The organism is Phaeobacter sp. JH20_37, assembly GCF_048056015.1.
Taxonomy (GTDB): domain Bacteria; phylum Pseudomonadota; class Alphaproteobacteria; order Rhodobacterales; family Rhodobacteraceae; genus Phaeobacter; species Phaeobacter bryozoorum.
On the sequence record NZ_JAYMWW010000013.1, the window covers coordinates 912,024 to 926,370 of the forward strand.

Genomic DNA, 14,347 nt, shown 5'->3' on the forward strand with positions numbered 1-14,347 from the left:
GGGTTAACGCACAGCCCCGTTCAAGAGTTGCCAAGTTTATCTCTTATAGGAATCATAAGAAAAGCGGTCTGTGACGAAGTTCACAGCAAGTTGCAGACCATCGACCCGCCGCAACGCGCGGCGGGATCTCGGTTTTTCTGCAATAAATCAGGAGCTCGCTGATCGCAGGCGTGATTATTCCGCAGGCGTTGCCAACATTTGCAGCAGATCTGTCATATCTTCTGGTACCGGCGCTTCAAATCGCATGGCGTCACCGGTGACAGGATGGACAAAGCCCAGAACCGCAGCATGCAGTGCCTGTCGCGGGAATGACTGGATGGCCGCCGCGGTGGCCTCGGGCAGCGATTTTGCGGCAAGTTTGCGCTTGCCGCCATAGACCGGATCGCCGACCAGCCCATGGCCTGCATGGGCCATATGCACCCGGATCTGATGGGTGCGGCCGGTTTCCAGCCAGCATTCGATCAGCGCCACCACCGGCGGCGTGCCGTAGCTGTCGACGATACGGGCGCGGGTGACAGCATGGCGGCCGCCCTGGAACAGCACCGCCTGCCGCTGCCGGTCGGTTCTATGGCGCGCGAGTTGTGTGGTCAGTTTGAGGATATTGCCAGGTTCAAAGCTCGTCCCCTTTACCCCGCGCAGGCGCGGATCATTGGCATCCGGCACACCATAACAGATAGCGCGGTAATAGCGTTCGACCGTATGTTTCTCGAATTGAGCGGCCAAACCCTGATGGGCGACATCGGATTTCGCGACCACCAGCAGCCCGCTGGTCTCCTTGTCGATGCGGTGCACGATGCCGGGGCGTTTGACGCCACCAACGCCGGAGAGGTTATCGCCACAATGGTGCAGCAATGCGTTGACCAGCGTGCCCGATGGTGTTCCGGGGGCGGGATGGACAACCATGCCTGCGGGTTTGTTGACAACGATCAGATCGTCATCCTCATAGATCACCTCAAGCGGGATATCCTCGGGGCCGATGTGGCTGTCCTCGGCCTCTTCCACGGTGATCTCGATCAGCGCACCTTCCTCGATCTTGGCCTTGGGGTCGGTCACGACCGTGCCATTGACCTGCAGCTGCCCAGCCTCGATCAGCCGCGCCAGACGGGTGCGCGACAGGGTGGCTTCCTCTGGCACATCACGCGAAACCGCTTTATCAAGCCGTTTAGGCGGGTTTTCCGCGATGACAAACTCGATCCGGCGGCGGGCCATGACACATCCTTCTGAGACAGATATTCAAAGTGAACCGCCCCAGCTGGTGTTCCTGCGGCGGATGGTGACCACATTAACGGTGATCATGATTTGCGGGTTCTTAGTGGTTCTGACCCTGCTTGTCATCCGTTTGTCTGCGTCAGGTCCAAAGCTGCCCGAAACGGTGACGCTGCCAGCGGGGATCAGCGCCCGCGCCGTGACCTTTGGCGACGGCTGGATTGCTGTGGTCACCGATGGGGATGAGATCCTGATCCTGAACAATCTGAGCGGTGCAATCGAACAACGCGTGGCGATCCAACCGGTCGGCGACTGATCTTCACCGGCTCGTTCATGTAAGCTGACCCAAGGTAAGCCGCTGAATTACCGACATGAAAACAGGCGTCGGCCTCTGGCGGTCCGATGTGGTCATATTAATCTCAGCTGAAGGGTGGTACCACCTCCCCGGCTCGAACGGGGGACCTCCTGATCCACAATCAGGCGCTCTAACCAACTGAGCTAAGGCGGCACTGAGGGCGATTTAATACAGGGGCGATGAGAGCGCAAGAGGCAAGCGGCAAGTTTTTTACCCCGAATGTGAAGAGATTTGCCGTCACGCTTGCGATCTTCTGCCCCGCCCGCGAGGTCCATCTGGAAGCCGCGAGTGCTTGCCATTACAGTGGCAGCAGGCTAGCAGAACCCGTCACCGCAAGCCCCATGACAGGAGTGCCGCATGAGCATCAACACCGAGCGCGACATCGAAGCCAATATGCAGATCGGCCCCACCGACGCAGGCATGGTCCGCATCTTCATCGAAGCCGACGGGATCGAAATCCCGATGGATTTTGATCCGGATGAGGCCAATGAAATCGCCGAAGAAATCATGGCCGCAGCCCAGGCAGCGCGCAGCCTCGATACCTGAGCCTCACGAACACCCGGCGGCGGGCTGACGCGCCCGCCCTGCCAACCGACGCGCCGCCAGCAATCAGGCGCCGCGCGCCTCGCTGTCCCATATCCCATCCATCCCCGGTCGCGGGTCGCGCAGCCGATGCAGGCGGCTGGCGGCGTCCATTGCGAATTTCTGGATCAGCTTCTTGCGACGGGCGGCGGGCAGTTTCTGTTCCGGCGCCATGCGGATGATCTCGGCGTCATAGTCATCGGCGATGATCAAACCGCTGTCCTCTGGCAACAGCTCATTCGGAAACGCCAGATCCACCGCCCAGAAATAGCGATCGCACCATTCAAGATAGCCCCGCCATTTGCTGTCGGACTGATAGTCGGCGCGGCTGGATTTGCACTCGACCACCCATAGCTCACCCTTGGGGCCAAGCGCCATGACATCGACCCGCAGACCACGGGCGGGAACGAATTCTTCGACCGTGACAAAACCAAGCGCCGCCATATGGCGGGCCACACCACGCGCGAGGCGCTGACCGGGGGCAAGATCCTGCATCATGGGGTCAATGTGAACAATTCATGAACAAATAACAAGGCCATGGCGCAGGCACCTTGCAAACGCACTGGTCAGATATTGCATCAAGACAGCCTGCGGCCATGCCACATCCGCCACGGTGAGAGGGCCATGTCGAAAAGACGGCGGACGCCCCTTGTCTCCGCCTGCCCCGACCCCTAGTTAGAACGGAGGCGGGTTCTGCCCTTCTCGTGACAGGTAGCATTCCAGTGGCCTTAAGCAATTCCGAGGGAGCTGGCTCTGTTTGGACCCTGGTCCTTTTACCTGGCGCCCACCTGTACATACAGGTCCTCGGGAATCATAACCGCACGGTTGCCTGGTGGTCCCGCCGCATTCCACCACTGTTCTGGCTGACAAAAGAAAGGCCGCGCCTGAGGGGCACGGCTGGCTGAGGGCTTGCTGATCTGGACGTTTTGCGTCCAGATCTGCGGATCAGCGTCGCGGCAGCTGCCGAGAGGCTTTCTTGGCCGGAACGCGCACCGGGACCATCTCAGAGTGCATATCGGGGGTGATCCGCATCCCGCCGCGCGGGGTGTCTTCTTTCTGCGCCAGCGACATCACCGCATAGCCGAACTGCACCCCGGCAAAAACGATACCGTTCATGAACCACAGGATCGCAACCGCCAAAACGCCACTGTCCGATGTGCTGACCAGATGCCAGAGGTTCATCACGTTGAACCACAACAGCAGCCCGACAAAAGCTGCGGCAATGGCAAAGCCGATCACCACGTTGCGAATATAAAGACTCACCAGCTTTGGCATGGCATACCCTCCTGCTTCGGCCAAAACGGTAGCACTCTTTGCGACATGGTCCAGCGGCAATTGCCGGATCGGCGGGATTTGACGCATGTCGACCAGCATTTTACGGCAGTGTGCCGGCAGCCCGGCGGCAGACGAAAAAAGCGCGCCCATCGGGCACGCTTCTCGATCCTTGTTGCGCCACAGCAGCTGGCGCCTGTCGCAAGCCCCGGTCAGAAGGCCCCAGTCAGATTGCCCTGGTTAGAAGGCTTCGGGGCATGCCTCACGCGCCATATGGTCCAGAACGGCATTCACGAATTTCGGCTCCTTGCCCTCTGGAAAGAAGGCCCGCGCGATGTCGACGAACTCATTGATCACCACCTTGGGCGGTGTCTTGCCTGCCAGCACCTCAGAACCCGCGGCCCGGAACAGGGCGCGCAGCGTCGGGTCGATCCGTGCAATCGGCCATTTGGCCACCAGTGCGCGGTCGGTCATCTGGTCGATCTTGGCCTGATTATTGACTGCGCCCTCGATCAGCTTGCGAAAGCTTTTCGGATCGCCCTCTGCCATCTCATCGCCTTCGTAGACCGCCCCAAAACGGTGGTCCTCAAATTCGACGATGACCTTGTCGAAAGACAGGTTGCTATGTTCCATCTGAAACAGCGCCTGCACGGCATAGAGCCGCGACGCTGATTTCATTTTATGCTTGTCGCTGCCCTTGCGAGCGGCGCCCTGGCTTTCCGAAGTGGTCATACGGTGGTGGGTCCATTGTCTGAGTCGGCCAGTCTGATGGCCTCGGAAGGGGCTTTGAAGCCGACTCCCTTGGTTTGGGCGCCCCATTTACGCGTCAGCGCGATCAGATGCAAGGCCGCAGCCGCAGCACCGCCACCTTTGTTCTGATCGTTCACATCGGCGCGGACCTCCGCCTGCTTGCGGTTTTCCACCGTCAGGATGCCATTGCCGATGCACAGCCCCTGTAGCCCCATCAACTGTATCGCGCGGCTGCTGTCGTTGCAGACGGTTTCATAATGGGTTGTTTCGCCACGGATCACGCAGCCCAGAGCCACGTAGCCGTCGAAGTTAGAGCTGCGGTCGGCAATCGCGATCGCGGTCGGCACCTCCAGCGCACCCGGCACTTCGATCAGTTCGCAAGTGCCGCCGACGGCTTCGATCTCGGCCTGGGCGCCGGCCACCAGATTGTCGGCGATATCCTTGTAATAAGGCGCGACCACGATCAGCAGCTTGACCGGTTTGTCGAATGTCGGACGGTCCAGCGTATAGTGAGTTTCATGTGCAGCCATATCAAGCGTCCTTCAGAAGAGGTTTGGTGCCAACGATGCTCAGGCCGTAGGCGTCAAGTCCAACATAGGTGGTCGAGGGCGAATCCGTCAGCAATACAAGCTCATGCAGACCCATTTTGGACAGAATCTGCGCGCCCAGCCCGGTCTGCTTGATGGTGCGCGGGCCTTCGTCGTCCTGCGCATAGAGCGAATTGCGGGGCTCGCGGAACAGGCAGACGACGCCGCGCCCCTCGGCCGCGATCAGTTCCATCGCGCGCGGCAGCTGCCGGCCCGGTTTGGGACCAAGTCCCAGAAGATCCGTTGCCTCATGCAGCGCATGGGTGCGGGTCAGGACCGGTTCAGGGGTGGTGATATCGCCCTTGGTCATCACCACATGTTCAATGCCGTGGGTCTGGTCGGTAAACAGGCGCAGTTCCCAATCGCCACCGATTTCAGACGTGACGGTCTTGCGCGAGGTCTCCACCACCAGATTGTCGTTGCGCGCGCGGTAGGCAATCAGATCACTGATGGTGCCGATTTTAAGCCCGTGCGTCCGGGCAAAATCGACCAGCTCCGGCAGCCGCGACATGGTGCCATCCTCATTCATGATCTCGCAGATCACGCCCGAGGGGTTCAGACCAGCCAGACGAGAGATATCAACCGCCGCCTCGGTATGGCCTGCGCGCACCAGCACACCGCCGCGTTTGGCCCGCAGCGGAAACACATGCCCCGGCGTCGCCAGCGCGGCCATCGTGTTGCTCTCGTCGATGGCCGCCGCCACGGTCAGCGCACGATCGGCAGCGGAAATCCCGGTCGAGACACCTTCGCGGGCTTCGATCGACACGGTGAAAGCTGTTTCATGGCGCGAAGAATTGTTCACCGCCATCATCGGCAGCCCCAGCGCATCGACCCGCTCCGCCGTCATCGGAAGACAGATCAGACCGCGTCCGTGAGTCGCCATAAAGTTGATCGCCGCAGCATCCGCAAATTCGGCGGCAATCACCAGATCGCCCTCATTTTCGCGGTCCTCGTGATCGACCAGGATGAACATCCGCCCCTGACGGGCCTCTTCGATGATCTCTTCAATAGGGCTGATTGCGTCACGCAACTGGGCTTCAATCGGCCCCGGTGTTTCAAAGCTCATTCAGGCAACCTTTCGGTGGGCAGTCGTGGACAATGGTCAGTGCGACCTCCACAACCCCGAGCAAGGCCGTGGATACCCCAGCGGGATAGACCAGCCGCAGCGTAAATACCAGCCCCGCTTGCGGCAGCCCATGTTCCGGACGCGGCGTCGCGGTGGCGCGTCCCCCTGTCAGAGGCTGTTTCAGGGTCAGCGGTTGCGGCGGCAGATGGCCTCTTGCACAGGCACGACGCAGCCACGGCAATGGTCAAACTGCGCCGCAAGATCAGCTCCCCTCGTCGCGGGAGATCGCTGACGCGCGCCGCCCCTGCGGCGCGCCACGCCCAACGCCTGAGACGGCATCCGCGATGCCGGGAAACGGGAGCGGGAGCCTTTTGCGACGCCCCAGGCAGACAGCCCCAGATTGCACGGGGGCGCGCGTGAAAGAGGCTCAGCCCTGCTCGTTCAGCCGGGCCACGTAACGGGCCAGCGTGTCGATCTCAAGATTCACCGCATCGCCAATCGCGACATCCCCCCAGGTCGTCACTTCCTTAGTGTGCGGGATGAAGTTGATGCCGAAATCACATCCGTCGACATCATTCACAGTCAGCGAGGTGCCATTCAGCGCCACCGATCCCTTTGGCGCGATAAAGCGCGCCAGCTCCTGTGGCGCGCGCAGAGTCACGCGGGAGCTGTCCCCTTCATCGCGGAGATCCACCACCTCGGCCACGCCATCGACATGCCCCGACACGATATGGCCGCCCAGCTCATCACCGACCTTCAGCGCGCGTTCCAGATTGACGCGCTTGCCCAGGGTCCAGCCGTTGCCGCCGATATTGGTCTTGGACACGGTCTCGGCAGAGATCTGCACATCATACCAATCCTCCCCCAGTGCGATCACCGTCAGGCAGACACCGTCAGAGGCGATCGAGGCCCCGATGTCGATGGTTGCAGTGTCATAGCCGGTCTTGATCCGCGCCCGCAGGTCTCCCTGCTGCTCCAGCTCGGTGATGATGCCGATATCGGTGACGATGCCTGTGAACATGGGCGGGCTCCTGCAGGTTGCATATGCGGTTATGGCCGTCTTGGTCGGCCGGCGCCTCTCTGGTAGCCATTGGACCGCCGCGCGGCAAGCCCCGCTGTTGCCGGATAGGCGCGCCCGGGTCGCTGTGGCGCAGAACAGGCCGCCACTGGGCTTGCCTCGCCCAGCCGCGCCAGCCTACCCTTGCGCGGAAAGATGGTTAAATCCGATTAGGGGTTAAGCCATTGTTTGTACAATCGGGATATATTCGGCCCATTATGCACAAGACCGACCATCCACAACGCTGCTTTTTGTTTCTGCAAGGGCCTCATGGCCCGTTCTTTGCCAGCCTGGCAGAGATGTTGCAGGCTGCGGGCTCAGACGTGTGGCGGGTGGGGTTCAACGCCGGCGATCAGGCGTTCTGGCGCGACCGGGCCAGCTACCTGCCCTATCGCGGCGCCCCACAGGATTGGCCCACCCATCTGGAGACGATGCTGGACGACAAGAAGATCACCGATCTGGTGCTCTACGGCGATACCCGCCCGATCCACGCCAAGGCGGTGAGCATCGCGCGGAGCCGCGGCATCCGCGTACATGTCTTCGAGGAAGGCTATCTGCGCCCCTATTGGGTCACCTATGAGCGGGACGGCTCCAACGGCAACTCGCGGCTGATGGACATGCCCGTGGAGCAAATGACCGCAGCGCTTGCGCTCTCCGATATGGAGGCGCCGCTGCCGCCTTCACATTGGGGCGATACCCGGCAACATGTCTTCTACGGCGCGCTTTACCACGGCTGTGTCATGCTGCTCAATCAGGGGTACCGCCAGTTTCGCCCGCATCGGGCGCTGCCGGTCACCCGCGAATTTCAGCTCTATCTGCGCCGCCTGCTGCTGATGCCAATTCAGGCGCTGGAACGCAGATTGGCGACCCGGCGCATCCGCAACGGCGGCTTTCCCTATCATCTGGCCCTGCTGCAACTGGAACATGACAGCGCCTTTCAGGAGCATTCCCCCTTTGCCAGCCTCACAGATTTCCTGACCGAGGTGTTCCAGGGCTTTGCGGAGGGCGCGCCGCGCCATCACCATCTGGTGGTCAAGGCGCATCCGCTGGAAGATGGCCGTGTTCCGATCCGGCGCGCGGTGCGCCAGCTGGCAAAACACTATGGGCTGGAACACCGCGTCCACTACGTGCGTGGCGGCAAGCTCGCCGCCCTCCTGAACGAGGCCCGCACAGCGGTCACGGTGAATTCAACGGCCGGCCAGCAGGTACTCTGGCGCGGCATCCCGCTGAAGGTGTTTGGCAGGGCGGTCTACGACAAGCCCGAATTTGTCTCCACCCAACCCCTGCCGGAGTTCTTTGCCGCGCCCGCACGACCGGACAATCGCGCCTATAAGGATTATCGCCGCTATCTTCTGGAAACCTCGCAGCTCCCCGGTGGCTTCTATTCCCGCAAGGGCCGCCGCCAGCTGCTGCGGCAGGTGGTGGATATGATGCTGGCGCCGGAGGACCCCTATCAGGCGCTGATCCAGGGGACAGCGGCACCGCGGCAACAGTTGCGTGTGGTGAACTGACGAGCCAGACCTCCAAGGCTGGATTTTTTCAAAACACTGCGCTAGCTTGGCCTTAAAACTTGAGGCAGAACAATAATAGGTCGAGGAGACCGAGCAGTGAAAACCGTTCCCTTGCAATGGGCGCGCCCGGTTGCGATTCTGGCCGCAGTCACGCTGGCAGCATCCTGCGGCCTGCCCCAGGTCGGCCCGAACAAGCGTCAGATCTATGCCGGTTCCGTGCAAAAAGAAGGCGATGCCTTCATTGTATCGGTCAATGATCGCGTGACCCGCGCCACCGCCGTTGTCCCGGCGCTTGGCTTTTCCGAAAGCTTCCGCAGCGCCGGTCAGCTGACCTCCGACGTGATCCGCCCCGGTGATGTTCTGGGCCTCACCGTCTGGGAAAACGTCGATGACGGGCTCTTGGCGGCAGAGGCCACCAATGCCACGGTGCTGGAAGAGGTGCAGGTCGACAGCGCCGGCTTTATCTTCGTGCCATATGCCGGTCGGCTGCGCGCCTCAGGCAATACGCCGGATCAGCTGCGCCGCACCATCACCAAGAAACTCGAAGACCAGACCCCCGACCCGCAGGTTCAGGTCCGCCGCCTCGCAGGCGATGGCGCCACTGTCAGCCTGACCGGGGCTGTCGGAGGACAGGGGGTTTACGCGATCGAACGTCCGACACGGACGCTGGCCACCATGCTGGCCCGCGCTGGCGGCGTCGCGATTGAGCCGGAAAACGCCCAGATCACCGTTATTCGTGGTGCGGAGCGCGGCACCATCTGGTTCCAGGATCTGTTCAAACACCCCGAGCTGGACATCGCCCTGCGCGGCGGTGACAAGATCCTTGTGGAAGAGGACAGTCGCTCCTTTACTGCTTTGGGCGCAACCAGCGCGCAGGCGCGTGTCCCGTTTGAAAGCCAGAACCTGTCCGCACTTGAGGCCATCGCCCAGGTCGGCGGTCTGGTCTCCACCGCATCAGATCCGACAGGCGTCTTCGTCTTGCGCAATGAGCCTGCGGAAATTGCCAATCAGGTGCTCGGGCGCAACGATCTGATCGGGGCGCAGCGGCTGGTCTACGTGCTGAACCTGACCAAGCCCAACGGGTTGTTCGTGGCGCGCGACTTCGTGATCCGCGATGCCGACACGCTCTATGTGACCGAGGCACCCTACGCCCAGTGGACCAAGACCATCTCGCTTCTGGCCAGCCCGCTGGCGCCAATCGCCAGCGTCGAAAGTTTGGCCAGCGGCGGCTGATGACATGACGGGAACAGACCCGACGACAAGGGCCGGGGGCATTCGCTCCCGGCTTTACTATTTCAACGCCGGTTTCCTGCGCCAGCGGCGGCTGCGGCGCATCCTGTCACTGGCGGGCTATGACCTGCGGCTGGGCAAGCCGACGGCAGAGGATCTTGTCGCGGTCTGGGGCAATGCCGATACCGCTCATCGTGGTCTGGCCGTGGCGGCGGCACAGGGCTGTGGCCTGCTGCGGGTCGAAGACGCGTTTCTGCGCTCGATCTATCCCGGCCGTGAGGGAGAGCCGCCGCTGGGCTTGCTGCTCGACCGGTCAGGGTTGCATTTCGATCCCGCCACCCCCTCGGATCTGGAGCAGCTGCTGGCCACGCACCCGCTGGATGACAGCGCGCTGATGCGCCGCGCCCGGCGCGCGATTGCCCGGCTACAGGACGCCCATCTGAGCAAATACAACGCCTATTCGCCAAACGCGCCGGTGCCGGAACCGGGTTATGTTCTGGTGATTGATCAGGCCCGCGGCGACGCCTCCGTCCGCGCATCCACCCCTCATGAAGGAACCGATCACGCGCGCTTTCAGGAGATGCTTTACTATGCGCAGGACGAACATCCCGGCGCCCGCATCATCATCAAATCCCATCCGGAGGACCGCGCAGGCCATCGCCCCGGTTACTATACCGCCGCAGACGCGCAGAGACGGGTCGAGATCCTTGATGCGCCGGTCTCGCCCTGGGCGCTGCTGGAGGGCGCCATCGCCGTTTATACCGTGTCTTCGCAGATGGGGTTCGAGGCCATCCTCTGCGGTCACAAACCCCGCGTTTTTGGCCAGCCCTTCTACGCAGGCTGGGGCCTCAGCGAGGACGAATTCCCGATCACCCGGCGCCAGCGCCGCCTAACCCGCGCGCAGCTGTTTGCGGCGGCGATGATCCTCTATCCGACCTGGTACAGCCCCTATCACGACCGGCTCTGCGAGCTGGAGGAGGTGATCGACGCGCTGGAGGCCGAAGCCCGCGCTTGGCAGCAGGATCGCGCAGGCTGGATCGCCTCAGGAATGCGGCTGTGGAAACGACGGCCGCTGCAACAGTTCTTTGGCCGCTACCGACGTCTGCGGTTTAGCGACAGCCCCAAGGTCGCGCGCGCCAGCGGGCGCAACTGGATGATCTGGGCCGGGCGCACCGGCACCGGGCAATCTCCGGGCGCCCATCGTGTCGAGGACGGGTTTCTGCGGTCCCGCGGGCTGGGGGCGGCGCTGGTGCCGCCACTGTCGCTGGTCGTCGACCGGCAGGGTATCTACTACGATCCGCATCAGCCCAGCGACCTGGAAGACCTGATCGCCGCCCGCGCGACCCTGACCGCCCAGCAGCAACAGCGCGCCGAGAACCTGACCCGGCGGCTGGTGCAGGACAGCCTGTCGAAATACAACCTCGGCGGAACGGTCCCGAACCTGCCCGAGGGGCACCGCATTCTCGTGGTCGGACAGGTGGCAGATGATGCCTCGGTCCGTCTGGGATGTGAGAAAATCGCAACCAATGCCGACCTGCTGCGGGCGGCCCGTGCGGCCAACCCGGACGCCGTGCTGATCTACAAGCCGCACCCGGATGTGGAGGCCGGGCTGCGCGACGGCAGCATCGCCGCCGAGGGGCTGGCGGATGTGGTCGTGCCCGACAGTGACCCGATGGCGCTTCTTGACATGGTGCATGAGGTCTGGACGATGACCTCGCTTCTGGGCTTTGAAGCGCTGCTGCGTGGGGTCAAGGTGACCACGGTTGGCGCACCGTTCTATGCGGGCTGGGGGCTGACCCGGGATCTGGGCGCGGTGCCCGTTGCCCGACGGCAGGCCCGCCCCTCCCTGATGGGGTTGGTCCATGCCGCGCTGATTGATTATCCGCGCTATGTGGATCCGGTCAGCGGCCTGCCCTGTCAGGTCGAACTGGTGGTGGAGCGGCTGGCGAAGGGCGATATTCCTGCCCCGGGCACCGCCACCCGGACCCTGGCAAAGCTTCAGGGGCTATTCTCCACCTATGCGCATCTCTGGCGCTAGGCTGCTGCCATTAGGCGACCTAGCCCAGTGAACGGGCCCAACGGTGCTGGATATCTGCCCCAACGGGACGCATGTCGATCAGATCAAAGCGCGGCGCATCGGCCAAACCCTTTAGGCCCATGCTGCCAATTGAGGACAGACCATCACCCCCGATGGCCAGCCCGGCAGTGAAGCCAATCAGCTCATCCACCAGATCCTGCGCCAGAAGCGAGGCTGCAAGCGCGCTGCCGCCTTCGCAGAAGACGCGTGTCAGACCCGCCTGCCCCAGCTGCTGCAAGACATCAGCCGCATCCAGCTGCTGACCCTCTGCGGCGCAGGGCAGCAACCGCGCGCCCAACCCTTCCCAGGCGCGCAGGCGCTCAGCATCGGCGCCGGTCCCATGGCAGATCCAGACCGGGATATTGCGTGCACTGCGTGCCAGCTGCCCCATCAGCGGCAGGTCGAGATGTCGCGAAATCACCACCCGCACGGGCTGACGGCTCACCCCAAGATCCCGCACGGTCAGTGACGGGTCATCCGCACGGGCAGTCCCACCACCCACCATCACCGCATCATGGCGTGCCCGCATCGCGTGGACGGCACGGCGGGCCTCGGGTCCGGTGATCCATTTGCTCTCGCCCGCAGCGGTGGCAATACGGCCATCAAAGCTGCTCGCAAGCTTCAGCGTCACAAAGGGGCGGCCTTGTTCCGTCTTCAGAAAAAACCCGGCATGATCCCGCGCCGCCGCGTCCGAGCACACCCCGGTGGTGACCTCGATACCGGCATCGCGCAGCATCGCAAACCCGTGGCCTGAAACCCGTGGATCACTATCTTCCATGGCTGCCACCACCCGCGCCACGCCAGCGTCGATCAGGGCCTGAGCACAGGGAGGTGTCTTACCGGTATGGGAACAGGGTTCCAGCGAGACATAGGCGGTAGCGCCGCGCGCCAGAGCACCGGCCTGGCGCAATGCCTCGGTCTCCGCATGAGGGCGGCCCCCCGGCTGGGTCCAGCCCCGGCCGACAATGCGGCCTTTGCGCACGATCACACAGCCGACAGCCGGGTTCGGCCAGCATTGCCCCTGCCCCCGTCGTCCCAGCGACAGGGCCAGCAACATATAGCGCGTATCCCCAGCCCGCATCCGTCCGGAGGCGTTCACTCTTCCGGCGCCTCCGGCGGGCGCAGCTCGTGAACGAAATCCTCAAAATCATCCGCCGCCTGAAAGTTCTTGTAAACACTGGCAAAGCGGACGTAGGCCACGGTATCTATACGGGCCAGCGCCTCCATCACGATTTCACCGATCTTCTTGGACGGGATATCGGTCTCACCCATGCTCTCCAAGCGCCGCACGATGCCCGAGATCATCTGATCTATGCGTTCCGGTTCAATCGGGCGTTTCTGCATGGAAATGCGGATCGAGCGCTCCAGCTTGTCGCGGTCGAAATCTTCACGTTTGCCATTGGTCTTGATCACCACGAGGTCACGCAGCTGCACCCGCTCATAGGTGGTGAAGCGGCCACCACAGGCCGGGCAGAACCGGCGCCGCCGGATCGAAACGTGATCCTCAGCAGGGCGCGAGTCCTTTACTTGGGTGTCGATATTTCCGCAAAACGGGCAGCGCATCAGCTGTCCCCCCCTGTTCCAGTCCGCCGGTCAACCGGACGCCGCTGCGCCCTTATCCACAACTATATGGCAGCCTCTAGGGTTTGGGTAGAGGTGAATTAAGACCACAAGATGCCGGGGCTTAAACCAAATGCGCGATCACCCTGCGGCTGTGCGCTGCGTCGCGATGCTCGAACAGGTAGATGCCCTGCCAGGTGCCCAAGGCAGGCCGCCCGGCGGTCACCGGGATCGACAGGCTGACAGGCAGGATCGCTGCCTTGATATGGGCAGGCATATCGTCTGGCCCCTCATAGGTGTGGCGCAGATAGGCCATCGACGGATCGGACGCGGGCGGCACCAGACGCGACAGATAAGCGAGGAGATCGCCCTGCACCTCCGGATCGGCGTTTTCCTGGATCAGCAGCGAACAGGAGGTGTGCCGCACAAAAAGCGTCAGCAGCCCGGCGTCGCAGGGCGCGCGCGATACCCAGTCCACGATCTGATCGGTGATTTCATACAGCCCCTGCCCGCGGGTGGAGACGGTGAACTCTGCCTGCATGGATCACCTCGATGCCCAAACGTCTGCCCGGCTATCAGTTACGGCTGCGAAAGGGGAAAATCCAGTCTTCGCATTTGCCATAGGCCGCATTGGCACGAAACGCATAGCCGGGCGTCAGGATATCACCGGTCCAGTTGCCGGTGAATGGCGTCACCCCGGCGGCGGCCGGATCCAAGGTGAACCGCACGGCGGAGCGTGCACCGGTGGTGCTGCTGGCCCCGATGCCGTCGACGGCGTAGATCTTTGTCTGCCAGGGCAGTCCGAGCGATTTGCGCACATAATCTCCGGCGGCACACCAGTAGTCGGATTTCAGCGCCCCGGCCCGTCCGATCACCTCAAACTGACTCGCCCCCGCGGGCACGACCTCCAGCCGGTTGATCGCACGAAAGGCGGATGCCGGCACCGCCAGCACCAGAAGGCCAAGCCCAACACCCACAACGGCGAGTGCCGTCCGGCGTGGTCCAGCCCGACGGCCCCTGGAGATCTGACGCGCTCTGCGGAATTTGAAACTGGGAAAACCGGTCATGATGAACCTCGCCGATTGCGAATGAGG

The 14,347-nt window shown here is 62.7% G+C and carries 16 protein-coding genes and 1 tRNA gene; 5 read left to right on the forward strand and 12 right to left on the reverse strand.

Annotation, left to right across the window (positions count from 1 at the left end; all coding sequences use genetic code 11):
• Positions 1 to 174: 174 nt before the first annotated feature.
• Positions 175 to 1,209, reverse strand: a complete 1,035-nt coding sequence (locus VWZ87_RS09180; protein ID WP_416534814.1) for an RluA family pseudouridine synthase — start codon at positions 1,207 to 1,209, stop codon at positions 175 to 177.
• On the opposite strand from VWZ87_RS09180, the gene VWZ87_RS09185 reads away from it, so the two are divergent.
• The gene (locus VWZ87_RS09185; protein ID WP_340544990.1) at positions 1,208 to 1,522 is read left to right on the forward strand and encodes a DUF6476 family protein; all 315 of its coding nucleotides are present in this window, start codon (positions 1,208 to 1,210) and stop codon (positions 1,520 to 1,522) included. The two genes, VWZ87_RS09180 and VWZ87_RS09185, sit on opposite strands and share 2 nt — an antisense overlap.
• A gap of 115 nt (positions 1,523 to 1,637) precedes the next feature.
• On the opposite strand, the gene VWZ87_RS09190 is transcribed toward VWZ87_RS09185, so the two are convergent.
• Positions 1,638 to 1,714 (reverse strand) — tRNA-His (locus tag VWZ87_RS09190).
• Between the two features lie 204 nt (positions 1,715 to 1,918).
• Between VWZ87_RS09190 and VWZ87_RS09195 the strand changes: the two genes are divergently transcribed.
• Complete coding sequence (locus VWZ87_RS09195; RefSeq protein ID WP_340544989.1) at positions 1,919 to 2,107, forward strand: DUF6324 family protein; 189 nt, start codon at positions 1,919 to 1,921, stop codon at positions 2,105 to 2,107.
• Positions 2,108 to 2,170: 63 nt separating this feature from the next.
• On the opposite strand, the gene VWZ87_RS09200 is transcribed toward VWZ87_RS09195, so the two are convergent.
• The 6 genes from VWZ87_RS09200 to VWZ87_RS09225 all read right to left on the reverse strand — a co-directional run bounded on the left by VWZ87_RS09200 (position 2,171) and on the right by VWZ87_RS09225 (position 6,839).
• The gene (locus VWZ87_RS09200) at positions 2,171 to 2,641 is read right to left on the reverse strand and encodes an MmcB family DNA repair protein (RefSeq protein WP_416534813.1); all 471 of its coding nucleotides are present in this window, start codon (positions 2,639 to 2,641) and stop codon (positions 2,171 to 2,173) included.
• 447 nt (positions 2,642 to 3,088) lie between these two features.
• Complete coding sequence (locus VWZ87_RS09205) at positions 3,089 to 3,418, reverse strand: hypothetical protein (protein ID WP_416534812.1); 330 nt, start codon at positions 3,416 to 3,418, stop codon at positions 3,089 to 3,091.
• Between the two features lie 237 nt (positions 3,419 to 3,655).
• On the reverse strand, positions 3,656 to 4,147 hold the full coding sequence (gene nusB, locus VWZ87_RS09210) for a transcription antitermination factor NusB (RefSeq protein WP_416534811.1): 492 nt from the start codon (positions 4,145 to 4,147) through the stop codon (positions 3,656 to 3,658).
• A complete protein-coding gene (locus VWZ87_RS09215; RefSeq protein ID WP_340544985.1) occupies positions 4,144 to 4,695 on the reverse strand; it encodes a 6,7-dimethyl-8-ribityllumazine synthase in 552 nt (183 codons plus the stop codon). The genes nusB and VWZ87_RS09215 overlap by 4 nt, the downstream gene beginning before the upstream one ends.
• Before the next feature lies 1 nt (position 4,696).
• The gene (gene ribB / locus VWZ87_RS09220; protein ID WP_416534810.1) at positions 4,697 to 5,818 is read right to left on the reverse strand and encodes a 3,4-dihydroxy-2-butanone-4-phosphate synthase; all 1,122 of its coding nucleotides are present in this window, start codon (positions 5,816 to 5,818) and stop codon (positions 4,697 to 4,699) included.
• A 427-nt stretch (positions 5,819 to 6,245) separates the two neighbouring features.
• Positions 6,246 to 6,839, reverse strand: a complete 594-nt coding sequence (locus VWZ87_RS09225; RefSeq protein ID WP_416534809.1) for a riboflavin synthase — start codon at positions 6,837 to 6,839, stop codon at positions 6,246 to 6,248.
• A 254-nt stretch (positions 6,840 to 7,093) separates the two neighbouring features.
• On the opposite strand from VWZ87_RS09225, the gene VWZ87_RS09230 reads away from it, so the two are divergent.
• The 3 genes from VWZ87_RS09230 to VWZ87_RS09240 all read left to right on the forward strand — a co-directional run bounded on the left by VWZ87_RS09230 (position 7,094) and on the right by VWZ87_RS09240 (position 11,654).
• Entirely contained in the window at positions 7,094 to 8,386 is a 1,293-nt protein-coding gene (locus VWZ87_RS09230; protein WP_416534808.1) for a capsule biosynthesis protein, read from the forward strand.
• 96 nt (positions 8,387 to 8,482) lie between these two features.
• On the forward strand, positions 8,483 to 9,619 hold the full coding sequence (locus VWZ87_RS09235; protein WP_340544981.1) for a polysaccharide biosynthesis/export family protein: 1,137 nt from the start codon (positions 8,483 to 8,485) through the stop codon (positions 9,617 to 9,619).
• Positions 9,620 to 9,623: 4 nt separating this feature from the next.
• A complete protein-coding gene (locus tag VWZ87_RS09240; protein ID WP_416534807.1) occupies positions 9,624 to 11,654 on the forward strand; it encodes a capsular polysaccharide biosynthesis protein in 2,031 nt (676 codons plus the stop codon).
• A gap of 19 nt (positions 11,655 to 11,673) precedes the next feature.
• Here VWZ87_RS09240 and ribD read toward each other — a convergent pair whose 3' ends face one another.
• From ribD to VWZ87_RS09260, 4 genes are all read right to left on the reverse strand, one after another.
• Positions 11,674 to 12,750: a bifunctional diaminohydroxyphosphoribosylaminopyrimidine deaminase/5-amino-6-(5-phosphoribosylamino)uracil reductase RibD gene (gene ribD / locus VWZ87_RS09245; RefSeq protein ID WP_416534818.1), complete on the reverse strand. Its 1,077-nt coding sequence runs from the start codon at positions 12,748 to 12,750 to the stop codon at positions 11,674 to 11,676.
• 38 nt (positions 12,751 to 12,788) lie between these two features.
• Complete coding sequence (gene nrdR / locus VWZ87_RS09250; RefSeq protein ID WP_340544979.1) at positions 12,789 to 13,256, reverse strand: transcriptional regulator NrdR; 468 nt, start codon at positions 13,254 to 13,256, stop codon at positions 12,789 to 12,791.
• Positions 13,257 to 13,377: 121 nt separating this feature from the next.
• The gene (locus tag VWZ87_RS09255; protein WP_340544978.1) at positions 13,378 to 13,794 is read right to left on the reverse strand and encodes a secondary thiamine-phosphate synthase enzyme YjbQ; all 417 of its coding nucleotides are present in this window, start codon (positions 13,792 to 13,794) and stop codon (positions 13,378 to 13,380) included.
• 34 nt (positions 13,795 to 13,828) lie between these two features.
• The gene (locus tag VWZ87_RS09260) at positions 13,829 to 14,320 is read right to left on the reverse strand and encodes a hypothetical protein (RefSeq protein ID WP_416534806.1); all 492 of its coding nucleotides are present in this window, start codon (positions 14,318 to 14,320) and stop codon (positions 13,829 to 13,831) included.
• Positions 14,321 to 14,347: the final 27 nt, after the last annotated feature.